The organism is Bradyrhizobium sp. DN3 (assembly GCF_041357655.1).
Taxonomy (GTDB): domain Bacteria; phylum Pseudomonadota; class Alphaproteobacteria; order Rhizobiales; family Xanthobacteraceae; genus Bradyrhizobium.
Genome location: NZ_JAULLN010000002.1, coordinates 172,649 through 191,514 on the forward strand (window position 1 = coordinate 172,649; position 18,866 = coordinate 191,514).

Annotated in this window: 21 protein-coding genes; 10 read left to right on the top strand and 11 right to left on the bottom strand. The window is 63.7% G+C overall.

Annotation, left to right across the window (positions count from 1 at the left end; translation table 11 throughout):
- Positions 1 to 21: 21 nt before the first annotated feature.
- From AAE027_RS04150 to AAE027_RS04200, 11 genes are all read right to left on the bottom strand, one after another.
- Positions 22 to 414, bottom strand: coding sequence for an LIC12192 family sporadic carbohydrate cluster protein (locus AAE027_RS04150; protein WP_370985621.1), 393 nt, complete (start codon positions 412 to 414; stop codon positions 22 to 24).
- A complete protein-coding gene (locus AAE027_RS04155) occupies positions 407 to 1,213 on the bottom strand; it encodes a sporadic carbohydrate cluster 2OG-Fe(II) oxygenase (RefSeq protein WP_370985622.1) in 807 nt (268 codons plus the stop codon). Before AAE027_RS04155 ends, AAE027_RS04150 begins: the two co-directional genes overlap by 8 nt.
- Positions 1,210 to 2,328, bottom strand: a complete 1,119-nt coding sequence (locus tag AAE027_RS04160) for a DegT/DnrJ/EryC1/StrS family aminotransferase (RefSeq protein WP_370985623.1) — start codon at positions 2,326 to 2,328, stop codon at positions 1,210 to 1,212. Before AAE027_RS04160 ends, AAE027_RS04155 begins: the two co-directional genes overlap by 4 nt.
- Positions 2,318 to 3,424, bottom strand: a complete 1,107-nt coding sequence (locus AAE027_RS04165; protein ID WP_370985624.1) for a DegT/DnrJ/EryC1/StrS family aminotransferase — start codon at positions 3,422 to 3,424, stop codon at positions 2,318 to 2,320. Before AAE027_RS04165 ends, AAE027_RS04160 begins: the two co-directional genes overlap by 11 nt.
- Positions 3,425 to 3,432: 8 nt before the next feature.
- On the bottom strand, positions 3,433 to 4,392 hold the full coding sequence (locus AAE027_RS04170) for a transketolase family protein (RefSeq protein WP_370985625.1): 960 nt from the start codon (positions 4,390 to 4,392) through the stop codon (positions 3,433 to 3,435).
- A 10-nt stretch (positions 4,393 to 4,402) separates the two neighbouring features.
- Positions 4,403 to 5,251, bottom strand: coding sequence for a transketolase (locus tag AAE027_RS04175; protein WP_370985626.1), 849 nt, complete (start codon positions 5,249 to 5,251; stop codon positions 4,403 to 4,405).
- A complete protein-coding gene (locus AAE027_RS04180; RefSeq protein WP_370985627.1) occupies positions 5,226 to 6,263 on the bottom strand; it encodes a phosphotransferase in 1,038 nt (345 codons plus the stop codon). The genes AAE027_RS04175 and AAE027_RS04180 overlap by 26 nt, the downstream gene beginning before the upstream one ends.
- Positions 6,260 to 6,871 carry an HAD family hydrolase gene (locus AAE027_RS04185; protein ID WP_370985628.1) on the bottom strand — a complete coding sequence of 204 codons (612 nt, stop codon included), beginning with the start codon at positions 6,869 to 6,871 and terminating at the stop codon, positions 6,260 to 6,262. Before AAE027_RS04185 ends, AAE027_RS04180 begins: the two co-directional genes overlap by 4 nt.
- A gap of 5 nt (positions 6,872 to 6,876) precedes the next feature.
- Positions 6,877 to 7,878: an NAD-dependent epimerase/dehydratase family protein gene (locus AAE027_RS04190; RefSeq protein WP_370985629.1), complete on the bottom strand. Its 1,002-nt coding sequence runs from the start codon at positions 7,876 to 7,878 to the stop codon at positions 6,877 to 6,879.
- A gap of 28 nt (positions 7,879 to 7,906) precedes the next feature.
- Positions 7,907 to 9,472: a PfkB family carbohydrate kinase gene (locus tag AAE027_RS04195; RefSeq protein ID WP_370985630.1), complete on the bottom strand. Its 1,566-nt coding sequence runs from the start codon at positions 9,470 to 9,472 to the stop codon at positions 7,907 to 7,909.
- An 84-nt stretch (positions 9,473 to 9,556) separates the two neighbouring features.
- Positions 9,557 to 10,582: an SDR family oxidoreductase gene (locus AAE027_RS04200; protein WP_370985631.1), complete on the bottom strand. Its 1,026-nt coding sequence runs from the start codon at positions 10,580 to 10,582 to the stop codon at positions 9,557 to 9,559.
- A gap of 162 nt (positions 10,583 to 10,744) precedes the next feature.
- Here AAE027_RS04200 and AAE027_RS04205 point away from each other — a divergent pair, with 162 nt between their 5' ends.
- The 10 genes from AAE027_RS04205 to rplL all read left to right on the top strand — a co-directional run bounded on the left by AAE027_RS04205 (position 10,745) and on the right by rplL (position 18,672).
- Positions 10,745 to 11,332, top strand: coding sequence for an SIS domain-containing protein (locus AAE027_RS04205; protein ID WP_370985632.1), 588 nt, complete (start codon positions 10,745 to 10,747; stop codon positions 11,330 to 11,332).
- 12 nt (positions 11,333 to 11,344) lie between these two features.
- Positions 11,345 to 12,367, top strand: coding sequence for a lysylphosphatidylglycerol synthase transmembrane domain-containing protein (locus tag AAE027_RS04210; protein WP_370985633.1), 1,023 nt, complete (start codon positions 11,345 to 11,347; stop codon positions 12,365 to 12,367).
- Between the two features lie 82 nt (positions 12,368 to 12,449).
- Positions 12,450 to 13,718, top strand: coding sequence for a methyltransferase domain-containing protein (locus AAE027_RS04215; RefSeq protein ID WP_370986045.1), 1,269 nt, complete (start codon positions 12,450 to 12,452; stop codon positions 13,716 to 13,718).
- A gap of 374 nt (positions 13,719 to 14,092) precedes the next feature.
- Positions 14,093 to 14,284: a preprotein translocase subunit SecE gene (gene secE, locus AAE027_RS04220; protein WP_091894769.1), complete on the top strand. Its 192-nt coding sequence runs from the start codon at positions 14,093 to 14,095 to the stop codon at positions 14,282 to 14,284.
- The gene (gene nusG, locus AAE027_RS04225) at positions 14,284 to 14,838 is read left to right on the top strand and encodes a transcription termination/antitermination protein NusG (protein ID WP_018647229.1); all 555 of its coding nucleotides are present in this window, start codon (positions 14,284 to 14,286) and stop codon (positions 14,836 to 14,838) included. Before secE ends, nusG begins: the two co-directional genes overlap by 1 nt.
- Before the next feature lie 130 nt (positions 14,839 to 14,968).
- Positions 14,969 to 15,397, top strand: a complete 429-nt coding sequence (gene rplK / locus AAE027_RS04230) for a 50S ribosomal protein L11 (protein WP_006611824.1) — start codon at positions 14,969 to 14,971, stop codon at positions 15,395 to 15,397.
- Between the two features lie 6 nt (positions 15,398 to 15,403).
- Positions 15,404 to 16,096 (top strand): 50S ribosomal protein L1, encoded by a 693-nt coding sequence (gene rplA, locus AAE027_RS04235; RefSeq protein WP_370985634.1) that lies wholly within the window; start codon positions 15,404 to 15,406, stop codon positions 16,094 to 16,096.
- Positions 16,097 to 16,186: 90 nt separating this feature from the next.
- Entirely contained in the window at positions 16,187 to 17,140 is a 954-nt protein-coding gene (locus AAE027_RS04240; protein ID WP_370985635.1) for a 2-hydroxyacid dehydrogenase, read from the top strand.
- A 581-nt stretch (positions 17,141 to 17,721) separates the two neighbouring features.
- Positions 17,722 to 18,240 (top strand): 50S ribosomal protein L10, encoded by a 519-nt coding sequence (gene rplJ / locus AAE027_RS04245; protein WP_091894789.1) that lies wholly within the window; start codon positions 17,722 to 17,724, stop codon positions 18,238 to 18,240.
- A 54-nt stretch (positions 18,241 to 18,294) separates the two neighbouring features.
- Positions 18,295 to 18,672 carry a 50S ribosomal protein L7/L12 gene (gene rplL, locus AAE027_RS04250; protein WP_091894765.1) on the top strand — a complete coding sequence of 126 codons (378 nt, stop codon included), beginning with the start codon at positions 18,295 to 18,297 and terminating at the stop codon, positions 18,670 to 18,672.
- The last annotated feature ends 194 nt before the right edge of the window (positions 18,673 to 18,866 follow it).

An 18,866-nucleotide genomic window follows, 5' to 3' on the forward strand; every position in this document is an offset into this window, starting at 1 on the left:
GTCAACCGGTCCGTGCCATCGTCACAGGATGGTCGCAAATTTATTGACGAGGAGGATGTCCTCGACGGCCTGGATGTCGTCCCGTGAGGAAAGCGCGATCTCCTCGACGGCCGCGTGCAGATCGCAGCCTTCGCGCAGCACGCGGTCGTAGATATCTCGCCGCCGTGCCTCTTCGGGCGGCAGCATGAAGATGCTGTAGAGGATCAGGCCGCGCAGCCGCGGCAGCTCGTCCAGGATGTCCTCGAGCACCATGTAGCTGCCGGGCATGGTGTGCTCGGCGGCACTGAGCAGATATTGCAGGTTCTTCCGCCGCGCATAGTCGCGGATCACGATGTTCTGCACGTGCTGCGGTGCGCGACTGCCGTTCAGCGGCCGGGCGCCGATATAGCCGCGATGGCCGGCTCGCTCAGCCATGGAAGCCTCCCGGCAGCTTGTATTGCATGCCGACCCGTGTCGCAGGGCGCAGTAGAATCGGTTCGAAGAATTCGCCGAAGCGCTTGTCCGCATAGGGCGACATGATGCTCTTGAAGCGGCAATTCATGCTCCAGCGCGTGCCGGGTTCCTCATTGACGCGATTGCCGTGCATCAGCGTCTGGTTGAACAGCATCACGTGGCCATAGGGGATCTCGATGAAGGTCGCGTGCGGCTTGATCGTCTTGTACAGCTCTTCGGCGCTGCGCAGGCTGGCCATCCGGTCCTGCATGTCGCCATTCAGGGACGGCGGCAGCAGATACATCGATTTGGTCCGGTGTACGTCGACCAGCGGCACCCACACCACGACCTCGAACGGCGAGTCGCCCGACCAGACGTCGGAATGGGTGGCGAGTAGTGAGGAGTCGTCGCCGGGCAGCTGGATGCTGAGATTGACGCGGCGCTGCATGCAGAGCTCGTTGCCGACGATGGTCTCGATCGTCGAACGCGCCAGACGGAAATAGGTCGGTCGGAACCAGGGCTCGGCGTTGAGGCCGTTGAAGACGTGCAGCCGCAGGCCGTTGAGATCGTCCACGCTCACGCGCGTGTGGATGGTGTCCAGCATCGCGTAGGGCTCGTTGCTGTGCGGCAGCTTCAGATAGTCCGCGGCGAGCTCTGCTGCGCGGCGCTGGATCCGGTCGAGCCCGGCGCGATCGTCGGCCGGCGTGGTGACGAAGCCGTCGTCGATGAAACGCTGGGCCAGCGCCTGCTCGTCGGCCTGAAGGAAAGCCGTGTCAGTCATGCAAAATACTCCCGGGCAGTCGCGCAAATATAGCTGATGTCGGCGGCCGAGAGGAACTGGTTGATCGGGAGGGTGAGGATCTGATCCGCCTGCCGTTCCGTCACCGGAAACGTGCCGCGTCCGTGGCCGAGATGCGCCGCCGCCGGCTGGAGGTGGATCGGTATCGGATAGTGGATCGCGGTCTCGATGCCCTTGTCGGCCAGATATTTCTGGAAGTCGTTGCGTCGTTCGGTCTGCACGACGAAGGTATGGAAGGTGTTGAACTCGATGTTGCGGCAGGGCGGAATGAACAAGGGCAGGCCTGCGAGTTCGGCGCGGTATTGCGCAGCGTTGCGCCGCCGGCGTTCGATCACGGAGGGCAGATGGCGCAGGCGGATTCGCAGCACCTCGGCCTGAAGCGTGTCGAGCCGTGACACGATGCCCCATTCCTGGACGTCGCTGCGGTTGATGAGGCCGTGATTGCGCAGGCGCCGAAGCCTCGCGGCGAGCTCGGCGTCGGCGGTGACGACGAAGCCAGCGTCGCCCGCGGCATTGAGATTCTTCAGCGGATGGGCGGAGAAGCAGCCGAACGTTCCGATGGTGCCGCTCATTCGTCCGTCATAGGTCGAGCCGACGGCCTGCGCGCTGTCCTCGATCACGGCGAGAGCGTGCTTGGTGGCGATCGCCATCAGCGGGGTCATGTCGGCCATGCGCCCGGTCAGGTGCACCGGCATGATCGCCTTGCTCCGCGGGGTGACGGCGGCCTCGACCGCGGCCGGATCGATGTTCTGGTCCGGCAGCACGTCGGCAAAGACCGGCGTGGCGCCGACCGCGATGATCGCGGCGGTCGATGCCACGAACGAATTCGGCGGGGTGATGACCTCGTCGCCTGGACCGATGTTGAGCGCCCTCATGGCGAGGATCAGCGCATCGGTGCCGGAATTCAGCGTCACGACATGCGGCGAGCCGAGATAGGCGGACAATTCCTCCTCGAGCTTTGCGACCGCCGCCCCGCCGATGAAATCGCCGCGCTGGAACACCCCCTCGACCGCCTGCATGATTTCGCCGCGCTCTTCCTCGAATTGCGCGGGAAGATTGACGTAACCGATGCGACGGCGGCCGGTGTCAGCGTCCATGGCAGAACTTCCGAACGGTCTCGATGACGCGATCCTGCTGCGCGCGCGTCAGATGCTGGTCCACGGGGAAGCTGATGACCTCCTTGGCATGGCGGTCAGTGACCGGGAAGGTCCCCGGGGCGTAGCCGAGATGCTTGAGGCCTTCCTGCTGATACAGCGGGATCGGATAGTGGATCTTGGCCTCGACGCCGTTGTCCAGGCAGTGCTTGTAAAGCTCGTCGCGGCGCTCGGCGAACACCATGTAGAGGTGGTAGACGTGCTTCACGTTGGGCCGGCGCGGCGGGATGCGCAGGCCGGGCAGACCGGCAAGGCCCGCGTCGTAATAGGCCGCGTTCTCGATCCGGCGCCGCGTGATCTCGCTGGTCTGGCCGATCAGCCAGTTGCCGACGACAGCTTGCAGCGAATCAAGCCTCGAGTTGCAGCCGAGGATCGCGATCTCGTCGCGGTTCTTCATGCCGTGGTTGCGGATGAGGCGGAGCCGCTCGTTCATCCCGTCGTCATTGGTGACGACGACGCCGGCATCGCCCCAGACGTTGAGGTTCTTGAGGGGATGCAGCGAGAAGCCGGCTGCGATGCCATGGGTGCCGGAGCGCTTCCCGGCAAACTCGGACAGGATGCCCTGGCAGGCATCCTCGACGACCGGGATATTGTGGCGCTGGGCGATCGGCATCAGCTTGCCCATGTCGGTGACCTCACCGGTCAGCTGAACCGGCATGATCGCCTTGGTCTTCGGGGTGATCGCCGCTTCGACCTGGTCGACATTCATGCAGAACGAATCGTCGCAATCGACAAGCACCGGCGTCGCGCCGGTTTCAGCGATTGCGCCGACGGTCGCAATGAACGTATTGGCGGCGGTGATGACCTCGTCGCCATGGCCGATGCCGAGCGCCTTGAGCGGCAGCTTGAGCGCGTCGGTGCCTGATCCGACGCCAATGGCGTGACGGACGCCGATCAATTCGGCAAAGCGCCGCTCGAATTCGGCGACCGGCTTGCCAAGGGTGAAATCACCGGTCGCCACCAGGCGGCCGATCTCGGCCAGGATCGGAGCGGGGTCGGCGAATTGCTCGAGCAGATAGGAATATCGAACGTCGTACATGTGACCCGTCAGGTGGAATGAAGTTGAGGAGAGGAGGTGGGCGAGGCGGCAAGTGTGCGCTCGATCGAGGTCGCGATGGCGCCAGCGGAAAGGCCGTGCTTCTTCAGCAGCGAGTCCTGCGAGCCGTAATTGTGCATGAAGCGGTCCGGCAGCGACAGCCGCAGCATCGCGGGCAGGCCGGAGCCGAGCTTGTCGATCAGCGCCTCCGCAACCGCGCTGCCGAGGCCGCCGGAGGGGACGTGCTCCTCCAGCGTCGCGACGAGCTTGGTGCCGCGGATCGCTTGCAGCAGTGCCGCGGTGTCGAGCGGCTTCACCGTATGCATGTGCAGGATGCCGGCGCGAATGCCTTGTGCGGTCAGGAGGTCGGCTGCGGCCAGCGCCCGCTGCAGCATGATGCCTGTGGTCACCATGAGAACGTCGCCCGGCGGCCGCATCAGGATAGCCTTGCCGATCTCAAAGCCGTGCTCCGCCTTCGAGACGACGGCGTCGCCGCCCTTTCCGAGCCGGATGTAGATCGGCCCGGTCCAGTCGAGCGTTTGCTCCATCATGCGCGCCGCTTCGTCGGCATCGCACGGGCAGACCACCGTCATGTTCGGCAGCGCCCGCATGATGGCGATGTCCTCGATCGCCTGGTGGGTCGGGCCGAGCGGCGCGTAGACGAGCCCGCCGCCATTGGCGATCAGCCGCACCGGCAGATTGTGCAGGCAGAGGTCGACGGCCACCTGCTCGTAGCAGCGGCGGGTGAGGAAAGTCGCGATGGTGTTGACGTAGGGCACGAAGCCCTCCATCGCGAGACCGGCCGACATGCCGATGATGTGCGCTTCCGAAATGCCCTCGATCAGATGGCGCTTGGGAAACTCCTTGCTCATCGCGCGCAAGGTGCCCGCGCCCGGATCGGAGCCGATGTAAAGCACCCGCTCGTCGCGCGTGGCGAGCTTGTGGACCATGTTCATGGTTGTGTTGCGCATGGGGAGCCGATCAAAAATCGCCGACGGCGACGCGGATGGCGTCGAGCTCGCTGTCGGTCAGCTTGTTCTTGTGATGCCAATCGGCGTTGGATTCCGCCGCAGGCAGACCCTTGCCCTTGACGGTATGGCAGATGATGGCGGTGGGTTTCCCCGGAACGGCCGGAACCTGCTTCAGGACCGTGCGCAGTGTGCCGACGTCGTGGCCGTTGAGCTCCTGCACGGCGAAGCCGAAGCTGCGCCATTTGTCCGCAAGCGGCTCCAGCGGCAGAACGTAGTCGGTGGGCCCATAACTCTGGAGCTTGTTGTAGTCGATCAGCGCGACCAGATTGTCGAGGCCGTGCTTGGCCGCGCCCATGGCGGCTTCCCACACCGATCCCTCGTTGATCTCGCCGTCGCCGAGCAGGACGAAGGTGCGGTAGGTGCGCTCGCGCATGCGTGCGGCGAGCGCGAGGCCGACACCGATCGACAGGCCATGCCCAAGTGCGCCGGTCGAGGCCTCGACCCCCGGCACCATGCCGTATTCGGGATGTCCGCCCAGGATGCTGTCGGGACCGCAGAAGCCTTCCAGCTCCGACAGCGGGAAGAAACCGCGATCGGCCAATAGCGCATAGAGCGCCAGACAACCGTGGCCCTTGCTGAGGATCGCGCGGTCGCGATTGGGATCGCGCGGGTTCTTCGGATCGATCCGCAGCACGTCGTCGTAGAGCACGCGGACCATCTCGATCAGCGACAGGGCAGGACCGACATGTCCGCGTCCCGCCGAGCGGACAGAACCGAGGACCAGGCGGCGCAGATAAAGGCTGCGCTCATCCAGCGGGCAGGTGAGGGCGGCTTCAGCGTGTGGTGAGATCTGGATCACGTTGGCAAATCGTTTGATGGAGCCGGCGGGCTTTGTCGAGCTGACCGGCGAGGCGGACCGTCAAATCGCCACCTTGCATGGCCAGGGCGCGCCGGGAGCGGCTTTCCGGCAAATAGGCATTCAGGACAATCAGGCACCAAATCGCCCCGAACACAGGATACAGGACGTCACGGCGGATCGCAAACGCGTCATCCCCAGCCTCGAAGGCGCGCGAGAGTCGTTCGATCAATCGGTTTGCGCCGGCCTCGGGCAGATCGCTGCCGGGATGAATCGCGGTGTCGGACACGAGCTTGACCGGATCGTCCCAGCCGAAATATTCGAAGTCGATGAATCGCAGCCTGCCGTCTTCGGCGCGCAGCGCATTGTGCAGTCCGAAATCCGACGGGCTCAATGCGCGATGGGCCGGCGCCAGGTCCGCTGCGGGATCCCGGCCAATTTCCGCATAGCGTCGACGGAGTTGCCGGATCGCGCTGGCGGTGCTGGGAACCAGGCTCCCGTCCACGAACGCGCGCAGGTCCGGATGATCCTGCGATGCGCGCCTCAACCCGTCGAGGCGTTGCTCGTACTGGGCGATGGCTTCATCGGGCGAGAAGATGCTGGCCGACGCGTTGCGCAAACTCTGCGCGCCCTCCGCGTTGCGCAGCTTTTGCAGCTCGATCAGGAAATCGGCCAGCTGGTCGGCATCGTCGTCCTGGGGGCGCAGGCTCGCCGGATCGCCGTCGAACCATTGATACAGCGCGCAGAACGCATCCGCATCCCTCGCGATCGGCCGCGGTATCGACGTGATGCCGTGGCGCGACAGAAACGAGAGCGCTTCATATTCCTGTCCGAGGCGATCACGCCCGTCGGATGGATAGTGCTTGAGGGCGAGGGGCGGTCCCTTCGCCATCTCCAGCCGAAACACGCGGTTGTTGCCGCCGGACCGCGCCGGTTGGGCGGCCGCGACCCGCGCCCCGGCCAAGCGGCTGCCGATCGAGATTGCATCCTCCGCGCTGATGTCCGGCTCACTCATTCCGCGAACACTCCGCGGTGGATATCGGCCCAGGTCGCGACCGGCTCGCAATGGACGGGGTGAGGAGCCCTCGACTGCGTGAACAGGATCGACCGCGTCGCCTTCGGAAAATGCGGCTGCTCGAAAACATCGACGAGATCGTCAATGAAGATATCGAGCTGCAGGCTCGCGAGCCGCTCGACCTTGGCCGCCAGCGTATCCTCGAAATAGATATTGCCCTCGGCCAGCGCCGCATCGGCGGCGTCGATCAGGCCCGCGCCCCTCAACCAGCCGCGCGCGGCGTCGCGCAAATCGACGCGGTCAGGATCCTGATGGCCGAACCGCGTCTTGTGGCTGACGATATAGACGCTCGCGCCGGCCTTGCGGCACGCCGCGAGGAACTCGCGGACTCCAGGATAGATCTCGGCGCCGCCAATTCCTTTGCCGTAGACGAAGCCTTGCAGGCCTTGCCAGGCAAGCTCGCCGCCCGCGCGGGACCGCAGATAATCCCGCACCTCGGTCTTCAGCCCCTTCCAGCCCTCAGGCACCAGCCCGCGCTGACGCGCGACAAGGGCAAAGACCTTGTCGTAGCAGATGATGGTGTTGTCGAAATCGATGCCGATCCGCACGCCGCTCACTTCAGGCTGATGTTCTGCATCATCTTGATGTTGAAGTATCGGGGATCGTTGAGCGAGTTCGGCAGCCGGCCGGCCTTGAAGGCGTCCACGAGGCCGGACACGGCCTGCTCGATCGTGTGCGTCGGCGCAAATCCGAGCTCGCGGCGGATCTTCTCCGAGGAGACGTGGTAGGAGCGAAGATCGTCGGTCGGCTCGACGGCGACGTCGACATTATTTCCGACCACCGATTTGACGATGTCGGCGATCTTCATCAGCGAGTGGTTCTCGTAGCCGATGTTGTAGGTCTTGCCGTCGATCTTCGCGTCATCCTGCTGCAGCAGGAACAGATAGGCCGCGGACATGTCCTCGATGTGCAGATTGGGGCGCTTCTGCGTTCCGCCGAACACGCGGATGCGGCCGGTGTTGACCGCCAGGTTGGTCAGGATGTTGACGACGACGTCGAGGCGCTGCCGCGGTGCGTAGCCGCAGACGGTGGCGGGACGAACCGTGCAGGTGACGAAGCCGGACGCGGCCTCGTCGGCGAGGTCGGTCTCGCACATCGCCTTGAATTTCGAGTAGTCCGTGAGCGGCTCGCAGGACAGCTCCTCGGTCACCTCGGCCTCGTCCTTGATGCCATAGACGCTCGAGGAGGAGGCATAGATGAAGCGCTTGATGCCGGCCTTCTTCGCAGCGCGCACCATCGGACGGAAGCAGTCGTAGTTGATGGACTTGCCGAGCGCCGGATCCAGTTCGAACGAGGGGTCGTTGGAGATGCAGGCGAGGTGGATCACCGCGTTGTTGCCGCGCAGGGCCTCGTTGATCGCGGCCTCATCGCGGATGTCCCCCTTGATCAGGCGCAGGTTCGGATTGTCGCGAACGGCGCTGAAGACGTCGTCACCGTACATGAAGAGGTCGAGGACCGTGACCTTGTGGCCCGCCGCCAGCAGCTGGGGAACCAGTACGCTGCCGACATAGCCGGCGCCACCGGTGACCATCACATTCCATTTCTGACCAATCACTGTCGCTCTCCAGAATTTCTCTTTTGCGCTATTTCAACAAGGCGGTGACGAATTTGACCAGCGGTGCCTTCTCGACGGAGCTGCGGTGGCCAACGATGCCAACCTTGATCGCGCCTGCCGCGTTGCCGATGAAGGCGACGTCCTCGATATTGCCGCCGGCTGCCACCAGCGGCGCCGTAATCGTCAGGAAGGCATCGCCGGCACCGACCGTGTCGACGACGGTCTTGGTGAAGGCGGGTACGCGCGCAACACCAGTCTTCGACGAGAAGGGGTAGCAGCCGAAGGAGCCGTGCGTGATGATCATGTTGTGGCAATCGATCTTGCCGTGCAGGCCGCCCTGGATCACCGACGCGATGTCGTTGAACTTGTCGGTGGCCGCCAGACGCGCTTCTGGCGCGTCGATGCAGACGTAGTCGGCGCGCGGATACTTCGTGATCAGATTGTAGCCGTGGTTTCCGCTGTTGCTCTGCGCGTTGACCGCAAGGAACTTGGAGTTCGCGATCAGCGTGTCGATGGTGCTGGATGCGATCATGCCGTGACCGAAATCGGTGACGATGACCACGTCAGCGCCGCGCACGCGCTCGGCGGTGATACGGTCGATCTCCTTGCGCTCGGACTCGTCGAGCGGCGTGTCGTCCATGGTATAGACTTCGAAAAGCTTGTGCAGATAGCCCAACTCGACGTACCGCAATTTGCGGGTGGTCGGACGGCCCTGAATGCGGATCGGCGTGAGCGTGACGTTCGGACGGACATGCGCGCGGATGAACTCTTCGGGGTAGTCGTTGCCACCCAGCGTCGTGACGATCTCCACCGATTTGCAGAAGCTCGCCACGTGATTGGCCGCGGCAATGACGCCGCCCGCAAATTGCTCGCCATTCTTGAACAGGGTCGCGACGATGTTTTCCTTCGAAGCCTTTCCGAGCGCCGTGACGTATTGGTATTCGTCGATGATGGTGTCGCCGACCAGCACGACGTGCATGTCCTGGATCTTGTCGATCAGCTTCAGCAGGCGTTCGGCGCCGCCGCTTTCGCGCACCTTCTGGAGGTAGTCGCGCAGAGGGGGATCGTAGATGTCGAAGTAGCGGTTCATCAGCGACGACGAGCTGAAGGTCACGTCGCGCGTGAACACGATGCGGCCACCATGACGTTCGACGGCCTCACGCTCGGTGGCGATCTTGCCGGTGACGTCATCCTCCGGATTTTCGTAGTCCGAGCCCTTCACGTAGATGTCGGGGCGCACGGTATCGAGGACCGGCTCGGCGCTGGATGTCTGATTGATGCCGACCCAGTCGACCGTGCCGAGCGCGGCCAGCATCTCGGCGCGCATGCTCTCCGGAAAGATCGGCCGTCCGGGGCCTTTGTTCACAAATCGGTCGGCCGTGACGGTCACGATCACCACGTCGGCCTCGTTGCGCGCCGCCAGGATGTGCCGGACGTGGCCGAGATGCACGAGGTCGAACACGCCGTGGCAGAGCGCAACGGTCCGGCCCTCGGCTTGCGCCGCCCGCGCGATCTCGCCCAGTTGCTCGATCGTCTTGATCTTCTGGTGTGGTGCCGGATGGACGGGCGGCTTGTCAGTCGAAGCATTAGCCATGTGAATTACCCAAGGCGCGGGGCGGTCTGGCCGGCCCGGAAATAGTCGGTTGGAGGCAGGGGCGTCGAGGTGGAATGAGCTTGCTCAACGGCCTGCCTTCGGCATCCCGGACGCCGCATCGCTGTCGTCACCGAGATATTTGAACCAGTCCTTGGTGGCGTCGGCGATCTTATCCACCGTCCACAGCGGCGCATCCTTGTACTGGTCCATCGACTTCAGCATCGTCGCGACGCCGTCCTCGAACTTCACCTTCGGTGCCCATTTCAGGACCCGCTTGATCTTGGTGATGTCGGCGTAGGTGCAATCGGGCTCGCCGGGACGTTTGGGAATGTGGACCTTGTCACCACCGAGAAGCTCGACCAGCCGGTTGACGCTGTAGGTGTTGTCCGAGCCGACGTTGAAGATCTCGTGCGAGACATCGGAGCGCGCGGCGGTCACGAAGGCATCGGCGACGTCGCTGACGAAGGTGAAGTCGCGCGTCTGCTCGCCGTCGCCGACCACCGTGAAGGGTTTGCCCGCGAGCTTCTGCGCCATGAACACGCCGAACACGGCACCATAGGTGCCCGTGGTGCGATGGCGCGGCCCGTACACGTTGAACAGGCGCAGCGCCACGGCCGGCAACTTGTAGACCTGGGCCCAGTGCATGACGCATTGCTCGCCGATATTCTTGGTGAGAGCGTAAGGATACATCGGCCGGATCTCGGCGCTCTCAGGCGTCGGATAGATGTCGGGAATGCCGTAGCAGGACGACGAAGCCGCGTAGACGAAGCGGCTGACGCCTGCGTGCCGCGCGGCTTCGAGAACGTTGACCGTGCCGTCGACATTTGCGCGGTGATACGGGATCGGCGATTCGATCGATGGGACGATGTCAGCCAGCGCCGCGAGGTGGAAGACCCAATCGAAACCGTGGAAATACGGTCTGATCGAGTCGGCCTCGGTGACGTCTGCGCGCACGACCTTGAGCCGGTCCGATTTGGCGCGCGACGCAAGATTTTCGGGACGTCCGATGACGAAATTGTCGAGCGCGATCACCTCGTGGCCGTCATCGAGGAGGCGATCGACGAGGTGACTGCCGATGAAACCGGCGCCGCCAGTAACGATGCACTTCATAGGGAACATCCGTAGTGCGAATGCCCTGCGGGCGCCGCCAATGTTGAGTGAAACCCGAAAGGCCGACTACCAGTCGCTCGCCGCTTTTGCAAGCATTATACCTTTGCAATCCCTGGTGATAGCCGGTATCAGGGCCTCATGTTGCAGTCGAGCCGCCAGCCCATGCCTGCCGAGTCCGTCGATCCCGATCACAAGGCGTTCCTCGCCGATTACATGGGGCGCCTGCATCGCGCGACCGCCGTCGATGACGCTATTTTTGCAAGGATCTCCGCCACCCGCGCGACCTGGTTGCGCGCGCGTGAGCAGGGCGGTCGCGTCATCTTCATCGGCAATGGTGGTTCCGCCGGCATTGCCTCGCATCTTGCGATCGATCTGGCGAAGAATGCATCGGTGCCTGCACTTTGCTTCAGCGATGCAAGCATGATGTCGTGCCTCGCCAACGACTATGGGTTCGAAGACTGGATCGCGCATGCGGTGCGGCTGAGCGCCCGCGCCGGCGATTGTCTGGTCGCCATCAGCTCGTCGGGGCGCTCGAAGAACATCCTCAATGCGGTTGCGCAGGCGCGGACAATGAAGCTCGACGTCATCACGCTGTCGGGCATGAATGCGGACAATCCCCTGCGCAATCTCGGCGACGTCAATTTCTGGGTGGACAGCCGCAGCTACAACATTGTCGAGACCACGCACCAGTTCTGGATGATGGCCGCGATCGACCTCGTCATCGGTCGCGCGGAATATCCGGCATCCTGAGGCGAGCCCCCGATGCAGTCGCGGTTCAAGCAGGCGGCCCTATTTTCGGTGAAGCTGCTGCTGTCAGTCGCGGTGCTGGTCTACATCGCGCGCGGTCTCGACCTGCATCAGTTGCGCAACCATCTCGTCTCCGTCGATCCCGTCTTGTTCGTCCTCGCCCTGGCGCTGATCTTCTTTCAGACCTTCGTGCTCAACGGCCGGTGGGAGCTGATCATGCGCGCGCTCGGCGTGCCACTGGACTGGTTCGCCGGTTGGCGGATCCTGATGATCAGCCTCTGGTTCAATCAGGTGCTGCCCTCGTCGGTCGGTGGCGATGCGGTACGGATGTGGCTGCTGCGGCAGCGCAGCGTGCAGTGGCCGGAGGCGGTCAAGGGCGTTGCGGCGGACCGTTTCACGGCGTTGATCGGGCTGATCGTGCTGATGGTGGCCGGACTGCCGTTCCTGGTGTCGCGCGTGTCCAATCAGGCCGCGATCCTGGCCATCGGCGGGCTGACGCTGGCGGGAGTCGCCGGCACCATGGTCCTGTTGACGCTCGATCGTTTGCCGAAACGCCTCATCGCGCTTCCCGCGATCGCAAGCTTCGTCCGGTTCGGAACGCTCGTCAGGTTTCTTCTCCTGCAATCCGAGCGCCGTGGTTTGCTGTTCGGATCGGCGCTCCTCATCCATCTGGTGACGGCGGCGGCCTGCTACGCCTTGGCGCGTGGCGTCGGAGCGCAGCTCTCCGTGCTCGACGCGGGCATCCTGATTCCGCCGGTGGTGCTGTTGACGGCCGTTCCGATCTCGATCAGCGGCTGGGGCGTTCGCGAAGGGGCGATGGTCGCCTGCCTCGGGCTGGCGGGCGTGCCGTCCGAGGAAGCGCTGTCGGTCTCGCTCCTGCTCGGCGCCATCAGCGTGATCATCGGGCTCGTCGGCGGCGTGATCTGGCTGGCGAGTCCGGAGCGCGGCTCGTATTCGGCGGACAAGGCCGCCAAGGCGGCGGAGGGGACGCCCAGCTTCGCGCTAGGGCAGGGCAAGGAAGTCTCGAGCCACCCATGACCCGCTTGAGCCCATTGCCGATCTGGCCTTCACAGGGTGGGACTGCCTCACTCGCTCGCGCATCTCATTTTTCGGTTCCATGATGAAAAACCTGTTCTACGTCCGCCATACTTGCCGCCTCTGTCATTCGGACAAGCAGGAGCTGGTCGTTCCGATGGCAGGCATGCCCATTGGCACGCCGAACTTCCAGGTGCCGAACGCCAGCGTCGACGATCCCGTCTTCCGGGCCGCGGTACCGATGGCGCTGCATCTGTGCAGGGATTGCGGCCACCTCCAGATTCTCCATGTCGGCAATCCGGAGATCCAGTACCGCAACTACGTCTACACCACCTCGCTGTCGCTCGGCCTGCGGGAGCATTTCGCAGGCTATGCCAACGATGTCGTCAGCCGCTTCGGCGTCGCGCCGGGTTCACTCGTCGTCGAACTCGGCAGCAACGACGGGTCGCTGCTCGGCTTCTTCAAGGAGCGTGGCATGCGTGTGCTGGGCGTTGATCCCGCCGTCGAGATTGCGCGGCGCGCGACCGAGGCCGGCATCGAAACCATCGGCGATTTCTTCACTGACGCCGTCGGGCACCGCATCCTGAAGAGCCATGGCGCGGCGAGCGTCGTGATCGCCAACAACATGATCGCCAATGTCGACAATCTCGATCCGCTGGTGATCGGGGTTCGCGACGTGCTCGCGCCGGACGGATTGTTCGTCTTCGAAACGCAATACGGCGTCGACGTCACCGAGAAGAACCTGCTCGACACCGTCTATCACGAGCATCTGTCGTATTTTAACATCAAGCCGCTGACGCGCTTCTTCGCCCGGCTCGGCATGGAAGTGATCGACGTCCAGCACATCTGGACCAAGGGCGGCTCGATCCGGGTGACGGTGCAGCGCGCCGGCGGTGCCAAGAAGCCGTCGGCGGAGGTCGCGCGGTTCATCGCCGAGGAAGATCGGCTCGGCGTCGATCAGCCGGCCTACTACGCGCCCTATGTAAAGAGAATCGCGGCCATCCGCGACGAGCTGGTTGCGATGGCTGATGCCGCCCATGCGCGCGGTCAGCTGGTCGCCGGCTACGGCGTTTCGGTTGGCACCACGACGCTGCTGCCGCAGTTCGGCCTGGAGAACAAAATCGATTTCCTGGTGGACGACGATCCGAAGAAGGGGAACGTGATGGCCGGACCGGGTTACGACATCCCGATCCTGCCGCCTGCGGCGCTGTATGAGCGCAAGCCGGCGTTCGTCGTCGTCTTCGCCTGGCGTTACGTCGACCCGATCCGGTCCAAGCATGCCCGTTATTTCGCCGAGGGCGGAAAATTCGTGGTGCCGCTGCCGGGGATTTCCATGGTCGACCGGGCCGACTGATCCGGCGAGGCCGGTCAGGGGCCGCTTGGAGGCGAGTGCCTCCCAGCGTCGCGGCTACCGGCTCGAAGCCTGGATTTCGGCTCGCAGGGAGGGGTGGATAAGTCCTTGATCCACCTTGGGCTCTACATGGCTGCCCGGGACACTGGCTCGCCGCGCGAGCCCTCCCAATATCTTGACCTTTGGCCCTATCCGCAGTATCTACCCCGCACTCGCAGCCGGCCCGTTAGACGCGGATTTCCGGCGCGGCTTTGAAATCCCCGAACAATCGAGCCCGGTTTCCGGCTCATCCTTCAGACGAGGGCTGGGCCAAAGGCGGCTGTTCGGATCCCTTCGAAATCAGTAGCCGTCTTGCGACGGACGTTGGACATCAAACGATGGCAGTCAGCCCGTTCAAGTTCTTGCAGGAAGTGCGCTCGGAGACCGCCAAGGTCACCTGGCCGACCCGTCGTGAGACCACCATCACCACCATCATGGTGTTCGTCATGGTCGCCGTGGCCTCGATCTTCTTCTTCGCCTCCGACCAGATCATCCGTTACCTCATCACTTTCCTTCTGGGCATTCACTGATGGCAACAGCAACCGCTCAAGTGTCTGACAAGCGCTGGTACATCGTCCACGCCTATTCGAACTTCGAGAAGAAGGTCGCCGAATCGATCCGCGAGCAGGCCAAGCAACGCGGGCTCGAGGAGCTGTTCGAGCTGGTGCTGGTGCCGACCGAGAAGGTCACGGAAGTGCGCCGCGGCCGCAAGATCGACGCCGAGCGCAAGTTTTTCCCCGGCTATGTGCTGGTGAAGATGAAGCTGACCGACGAGGCGTTCCATCTGATCAAGAACACGCCGAAAGTGACGGGCTTCCTCGGCGCTGAAAACAAGCCGATGCCGATCTCGGAAGCCGAGGCCATGCGCATCCTGCACCAGGTGCAGGAGGGCGTGGAACGGCCGAAGGCGTCGGTCTCGTTCGAGATCGGCGAGAACGTGCGCGTGGCCGACGGCCCATTCGCCTCGTTCTCGGGTGTGGTCGAGGAAATCGACGAGGCGCGCTCGCGCGTGAAGGTCGCGGTGTCGATCTTCGGCCGCGCCACGCCGGTCGAACTGGAATTCGGTCAGGTCGAGAAGGTCTGACCGGGTACGCGTGAGACCTTCGGTCTTGCGCAGCAAGAGGCCGTGGGAGGGAGAGGGCGGTTGCCAGCCGCATTCGACCCAGACCACGAACCTGAAACCGCCGGCCATGCCGGCACAACAGGAGTGATACATGGCAAAGAAAGTGACCGGATACCTGAAGCTTCAGGTCCCGGCCGGCGCGGCGAATCCTTCGCCCCCGATCGGTCCCGCGCTCGGTCAGCGCGGTCTCAACATCATGGAGTTCTGCAAGGCGTTCAACGCCCAGACCCAGAAGGAAGAGAAGAACACTCCGATTCCCGTGGTGATCACGATCTACGCCGATCGTTCGTTCACCTTCGAGATGAAGACCCCCCCGATGTCGTTCTTCCTCAAGCAGGCTGCCAAGATCCAGTCCGGCTCGAAGGCGCCGGGCCGTGACAAGGCCGGCAAGGTGACCAAGGCGCAGGTGCGCGAGATCGCCGAGAAGAAGATGAAGGACTTGAATTGCGACTCCATCGAATCGGCCATGAAGATGGTCGAGGGCTCCGCCCGTTCGATGGGTCTGGAAGTTGCGGGGTAAGCGGTCATGGCAATCGGAAAGCGTTTGAACAAAGCCCGCGAAGGCATTGACCGCGAAAAGCTTTACTCGCTCGCGGACGCCATCAAGATGGTCAAGGAGCGCGCGAAAGCGAAGTTCGACGAGACCATCGAGGTCGCGATCAATCTCGGCGTCGATCCGCGTCACGCCGACCAGATGGTCCGCGGCGTCGTGACCCTGCCGAATGGCACCGGCCGTACGCTCCGCGTCGGCGTGTTCGCCCGTGGCGCCAAGGCCGATGAGGCCAAGGCTGCGGGTGCCGACGTCGTCGGTGCCGAGGATTTGGTCGAGAAGGTGCAGAACGGCTCGATCGATTTCGACCGCTGCATCGCCACCCCCGACATGATGCCGCTGGTCGGCCGGTTGGGTAAGGTGCTCGGCCCGCGCGGCCTGATGCCGAACCCGAAGATCGGCACCGTGACCATGGACGTCACCGGCGCGGTGAAGGGTGCCAAGGGCGGCTCGGTCGAGTTCCGCGTCGAGAAGGCCGGCATCCTGCAGGCCGGCGTGGGCAAGGCCTCGTTCTCCGAGGAGAAGCTGGTCGAGAACATCAAGGCCCTGGCAGACGCCGTCTCCAAGGCGAAGCCGGCCGGCTCCAAGGGCACCTACATCCAGCGCGTTGCGGTGTCCTCGACGATGGGCCCCGGCGTGAAGGTCGAGCCGGGCACCATCCTCGGCTAAGGTTTGCAAATTGCATGAGGCGAGGGGCGGAATTGGGCAACCGATTCCGCCCCTCGTCGTTTGTGACCGCGTTCACCGGAAACAAGAACAATGGCTGACAAGGTCCTGATCTACTCCCGCTTTCCCAAGACAATGATGGTGCGCTTCGCCGAACGGTTCGAGTTGCTCGACACCGGTGGCAAACCCGCGCGTGAGGTGTTTTCGGCGGATGAACTCGGCGGCATCCGCGCGATGCTCACCGCGGGCGGCACGCCGCTGGGGGCCGAGGCGATGGATCTGTTTCCGAAGCTTGGCGCCATCGTCTGCTACGGCACCGGCTATGACGGTGTCGACTTGAAGGCGGCCGCCGTGCGCAACATCGCGGTCGGCCATAGTCCGGGTGCCAATGCGGCCTCCGTCGCCGACATCGCGGTGACCCTGATGCTGGCGACGACGCGGCGGATCCTGGTTGCCGACCAATATGTCCGCAGCGGCGATTGGGCGGCGTCAAAACCCTCGCCGATGATGCGGCCGCAGGCGGGCATGCCCGGCCGCCGGATCGGTATCTACGGCATGGGTGAGATCGGCCGCAAGATTGCGGCGCGCTGCGCGGCGTTCGAAAGCGAGATCGGCTATTTCAGCCGCACCAGATACGATCTGCCTTATCAATATTTCCCGACGCTGGAAGCGCTCGCCGACTGGTGCGGCGTGCTGATGATCGCGGTCCGGGCAGGGGCCGAGACCCAGCACGTGGTCGACGCCGGTATCCTGAAGCGTCTCGGCGCGGATGGGTATATCGTCAACATCTCCCGCGGCTCTGTGATCGACCAAAAGGCTCTGATCGCCGCGCTTACCGACAAGACCATCGCCGGCGCCGGCCTCGACGTCTACGAAAGGGAACCGCACGCGCCCGATGCGCTGACCGCTCTCCCCAATGTGGTGCTCGCCCCGCATATTGGTGGCCACACCCTCGATTCGCACGTCGCCATGCAAAATTGCGTCCTGGCGAACCTCACCGCATTCTTCGGGGGCAAGCCGCTGCCTTACGCGGTCAAATCGGCCTGAATCGGCTCTTGTTGGCCCGCCTCGGGCCCGGCCGGCAACGGATTGGAACTGGTGTGAATTTTGCTCTTGGCAAGCAGGCTCCGAGCGGTTAAAGAACGGCTTCCGGACGTGCCGGCCTCGGCTGGCGCGTTCGTGCACGCATTCCGAAAACCGATGCAGCGGGAGATCATTCCTTTCCAGGACGTCCGCAAGGATTTGCCCGGAAAAGGAAGGAAACCTCGTCACTTGGTGGAATGCGGGCAGAGGTCGGGCGGTTCGCCGGCTGACCTTGTCCTGTCCAAGACTGCAGGCGCCCGCGGGGAATTTCGATTTCTCAACGGCTTAATCGCATGGCCTGCATAGACGGGTGAAGACCGGATTTCACTTCGCACCCAGCTTCAAGGGCTGGCTTCGCGAAACGGGTCTGGTTCGGACCTCGACACGCCGTGGGCCTTATGGGCTCCCGGAGGGCAGGCTTGAATTGTCGTCTTGCCCGGCGTGTCCGATGGGTTTTGGCCCGGAGGTTCAGGTTTGGGCGGGACGATGGGTGCAACCCGGCGGTCCCGCTTCTCGCGATGGCCGCCAACCGGAGAGAGCTTGCTGTGGAACGAGCGGCAAAAAAGGAAGCGGTCGAACAGCTCAACGAGGTCTTCAAGACCACGGGCGTCGCGATCGTTGCTCAATATTCCGGCCTCACCGTTGCCCAGATGCAGAAGCTGCGCATGCAGATGAAGCAGGCTGGCGCCTCGGTGAAGGTCTCGAAGAACCGTCTCGCCAAAATTGCTCTTGAAGGCACTGACGTCGTTGCCATTGGCCCCATGCTGAAGGGGCCGACAGTGATCGCGACTTCCAACGATCCGGTAGCGGCGCCGAAGGTCGCCATCGAATTCGCCAAGGCGAACGAAAAGTTCGTCATCATCGGCGGCTCGATGGGCAAGACCGTCCTGAATGTCGACGGGGTGAAGGCGCTTGCCTCACTGCCGTCGCTTGACGAACTGCGCGGCAAGATCGTCGGCCTCATCGTGGCCCCGGCGACCAAGCTCGCTCAGCTCGCCAACGCGCCCGCGGGCAAGCTCGCGCGCGTCATCCAGGCTCATGCCTCAAAGGGCGAAGCGGCCTGACGCCCTTCGCAAAACTCAAACCCGAACCAGACTTACACGTAAGGAAACTGAACAATGGCTGACTTGCAGAAGATCGTTGACGACCTCTCGAGCCTCACCGTGCTCGAAGCTGCCGAACTCGCGAAGCTCCTCGAAGAGAAGTGGGGCGTTTCGGCTGCCGCGGCTGTCGCCGTGGCCGGTCCGGCCGCTGGCGGCGGCGCTGCCGCTCCGGCTGAAGAGAAGACCGAGTTCACGGTCGTTCTCGCCAGCGCCGGCGACAAGAAGATCGAGGTCATCAAGGAAGTCCGCGCCATCACCGGTCTCGGCCTGAAGGAAGCCAAGGACCTCGTCGAGGGTGCTCCGAAGCCGCTGAAGGAAGGCGTGAACAAGGAAGAGGCCGAGAAGATCAAGGCGCAGATCGAGAAGGCTGGCGCCAAGGTCGAGCTCAAGTAAGCGGAAGCTTACTGGCGAGGTCCCGGGCGAGCATCGGCGCGACCCGGGATCTTGGTTCGCCTCCATCGAAGGGGTGGGCCGGATGCAAAAGGCGTGCGACGGAGCGTCCCGACGCAGGCCGAACACGAAAAAGTGTGGGGATTTGAGGGTTTACCCCTCGAATCTCCATTATTGTCGCCCCATATCGGGTCGGC